The 2,917-nt window shown below is 62.7% G+C and carries 4 protein-coding genes and 1 pseudogene; 3 read left to right on the top strand and 2 right to left on the bottom strand.

The features are described 5' to 3' along the window. From EN742_RS30310 to EN742_RS30300, 3 genes are all read left to right on the top strand, one after another. Nucleotides 1–848, top strand: an 848-nt coding sequence (locus EN742_RS30310) for an ASKHA domain-containing protein (RefSeq protein WP_128333627.1), incomplete at its 5' end; no start/stop codon positions are given. Nucleotides 849–1,033: 185 nt separating this feature from the next. Continuing rightward, nucleotides 1,034–1,219, top strand: a complete 186-nt coding sequence (locus EN742_RS30305) for a hypothetical protein (protein ID WP_126054091.1) — start codon at nt 1,034–1,036, stop codon at nt 1,217–1,219. Between the two features lie 237 nt (nt 1,220–1,456). Then, on the top strand, nt 1,457–2,437 hold the full coding sequence (locus EN742_RS30300) for an alpha/beta hydrolase (RefSeq protein ID WP_126054090.1): 981 nt from the start codon (nt 1,457–1,459) through the stop codon (nt 2,435–2,437). On the opposite strand, the gene EN742_RS30295 is transcribed toward EN742_RS30300, so the two are convergent. Together EN742_RS30295 and EN742_RS30290 are read right to left on the bottom strand one after the other, a co-directional pair. Next, nucleotides 2,356–2,706 carry a hypothetical protein gene (locus tag EN742_RS30295; protein ID WP_126054089.1) on the bottom strand — a complete coding sequence of 117 codons (351 nt, stop codon included), beginning with the start codon at nt 2,704–2,706 and terminating at the stop codon, nt 2,356–2,358. The genes EN742_RS30300 and EN742_RS30295 overlap by 82 nt on opposite strands. Continuing rightward, nucleotides 2,706–2,917, bottom strand: a pseudogene (locus EN742_RS30290) (LysR family transcriptional regulator); the annotation flags it as partial. The pseudogene EN742_RS30290 and the gene EN742_RS30295, both read right to left, overlap by 1 nt.

The raw sequence follows: 2,917 nt of genomic DNA, 5'->3' as shown, positions 1-2,917 counted from the left end.
CTTCGCCCACCGGCCCGGCCTTCGAGGGCGCGGAGATTTCCGGCGGCCAGCGGGCAGCACCGGGCGCCATCGAGCGCGTGCGCATCGATGCCGAGACGCTGGAGCCGAAATACCGCGTCATCGGCTCGGAACTATGGTCCGATCAGCCGGGCTTCGCCGAAAGCGTGCAATCGACCGGCGTCACGGGCATCTGCGGCTCCGGCATCATCGAGGTGGTGGCGGAGATGTATCTCGCCGGCATCATCTCGGAAGATGGCGTCGTCGACGGGTCGCTCTCCGCGCGCTCGCCGCGCATCATCGCCAACGGCCGCACCTTCTCCTATGTCCTGAAGGATGGCGAGCCCCGAATCACCATCACCCAGAACGACGTACGCGCCATCCAGCTCGCTAAGGCGGCGCTCTACGCCGGCACTAAGCTGCTGATGGAAAAGCAGCACACCGAGCATGTCGACCGCATCCATTTCGCCGGCGCTTTCGGCTCCTTCATCGATCCCAAATACGCCATGGTGCTCGGCCTGATCCCCGACTGCGACCTCGACAAGGTCTCGGCCGTCGGTAACGCGGCCGGCGCCGGCGCCCGCATGGCGCTGCTCAATCGCGGCTACCGCCGCGAGATCGAGGAGACGGTAAGCCGGATCGAGAAGATCGAGACCGCGCTGGAGCCGAAATTCCAGGAGCACTTCGTCTACGCCATGGCCCTGCCGAACAAGATCGACCCGTTCCCGAAGCTGTCGGCGGCGGTCAAACTGCCGCCCAGGAAGACAGTCAGCGAGGACGGCATAGCCGGCGACGCGGCGCCACGCCGCCGTTCGCGCGAGGGTCATGCGGCAAGGCGCGGCCGAGGCTAGCGGCCTCTCGCCGATCTTCAGACTTTTCCATTTTCATTTGCATGCAAATGTTTCCGGATCGCCCGATCCGGAAACCGAAATGCTGTTTTCGTGAAATCCGCTGGAAACGCGCAAGGCGCATTTAGGCACCCATCGAACGGCAGGCCGGAAATGTCTTCCCGCCGCCGCTTCCGGAGGAAAACACCATGTCGATGTTCGAAAGCCTCGGCCGCTATGGGGTGGCCATCAAGCATGCGCACAACAGGAGCAAGTCTATCCGGGCGCTGAACAGCCTGCCCCTCGACATCCAGAAGGACATTGGCTGGCCGGCGTCACCGCCGAATGATCCGCAGGCCGTGCTCGCGCAGCTGCTTCTGGGATCGGCGCGCTGATGACCTTCGCCGACAAATACAAGCTGCTGGCCAAGCGCCGGGGTCGTGGCACGGCTCCGGCTGCCGGTGACAACAAGTTGCGCGTGGCGTTGCTGCCGCGGCCCTGAACCTGGCAGTCGCCGGATCACACAAGCGTGTTGTGTCGAGCGCAAATCTTGACATTTGCGGGCAAGGTACGATCTTCCGAACAGAGGGGAAATTCTCTTAGTCGGCTCCGGCCGAAGTCCGTGTGTCGGCATGCCCAGTTTCAAAAGCCACGTCGTTTCCTTTGTCCTCAGGCATAGCCGCAAGAAGGCTTTTTCCAGTCCGGAAAACCTGCAGCGCTGGATTTCTTACGCCCGCAAGACCGAGGACCATCATCCGCCGGCATCGCTGCGTCATCGCCTCGACATTGCCGAGCGCCGCGTCAACGGATTTCCCGTCTACGAGATCGCGCCGAGGGCCGGCGAGCGAAAGCGGATCCTCTATCTGCATGGCGGCGCCTATGTCTTCCAGATCACCTCCTATCATTGGGGGCTGATCGTCGAGATGGCCGAGCGGCTGGGCTATGGTATCACGGTGCCGATCTATCCGATCGCGCCCGAGCACGATTTCCATGACATGTTCGGCATGGTCGGCGAGGTCTACCGGCAGATGCTCGGCGAGACCGGCGCCGAAAACATCGCCTTTATGGGCGATTCCGCCGGCGGCAACATGGCCGTGGTACTGACCATGATGGCGGCCGAGGACGGCCTGCCGCTGCCGGCACGCCACGTCCTGATTTCGCCCGGGCTCGACATGTCGCTCTCCAACCCCGAAGTGTTCGAGGCCGAGCGTAACGATCCGTGGCTTGGCATCGCCGGCGGGCTGGAGGCGATCCGGCTCTACAGCGCCGGCATCGATCGCGCCGACTGGCACATCAGCCCGCTCTATGGCGACCTTTCGGTACTGCCGAAGACGCTTCTTCTGACCGGCTCGCACGACCTGCTCAGCCCCGACAACCTGATCTTCGCCGAGAAAGCGCGCGCCGCCGGTGTCGAGGTGGAGGTCGTCTACGAAGAAGGCATGTTCCACGTCTGGCCGCTGATCGAGATGCCGGAGACGCGGCGCGCGCGCAACAGCATCGTCGCTTTTCTCAGCAGTGATAAAACCACTCGTCAAGCAGAGAGCGAGGCGATCACTTGGTCCGTCAGGGCTTCATCAAGTGGGCCATTCAAGACCGGATTGGCCAACACATAGATCGCTTCCAGTATGTCTTCATGTCGATCTGGCTGGTAGTCGATATCTTCCCTGCATTCGATCAGGTCCGCCCACGCCTCCACGTCCGCAGCAGTGAGTTCTCCTGACTGGAACCGTCGGAGCACGCTCAAAATATGGTCAGTGGTCAGGACAACCATCGGCGTCTCGGACCAACCCAAGTCACTCATCGTTGCAGCCAGAACATCAATCGGCTTTCCGCACGTGACAAGATCGCTGAGCACCGAAACGCGACTGACAGCAAGGCTCATCAGAACTTTCCGGTTTCCCGGAACAGCTCGAAAGTCGCGCGGATGTGGTCGGCAACCGCCTTCACCGGCGCGCTGGCGTCGGGCGCCACCACCATGGCGAGATTGTAGGTGCCAATGTCGGGCATGCCGTCCTTCGGCCCGAGCTCGACCATCTCGTTGCCGAGGAAGGATTTGGGCAGCGGCGCGACCGCGAGATCGGCCATGATCGCGG

This window comes from Mesorhizobium sp. M4A.F.Ca.ET.020.02.1.1 (assembly GCF_004022645.1).
Classification (GTDB): domain Bacteria; phylum Pseudomonadota; class Alphaproteobacteria; order Rhizobiales; family Rhizobiaceae; genus Mesorhizobium.
The sequence above is the reverse complement of the archived record's forward strand: the minus strand, read 5'-3'. Positions and strand labels throughout refer to the sequence as shown.

What these genes read in the sequence shown, in the direction of transcription:
- EN742_RS30305 (WP_126054091.1), top strand. Translation starts at nt 1,034, where the DNA reads ATGTCGATGTTCGAAAGCCTCGGCCGCTATGGGGTGGCCATCAAGCAT.
- EN742_RS30300 (WP_126054090.1), top strand. Translation starts at nt 1,457, where the DNA reads ATGCCCAGTTTCAAAAGCCACGTCGTTTCCTTTGTCCTCAGGCATAGC.
- EN742_RS30295 (WP_126054089.1), bottom strand. Translation starts at nt 2,706, where the DNA reads ATGAGCCTTGCTGTCAGTCGCGTTTCGGTGCTCAGCGATCTTGTCACG.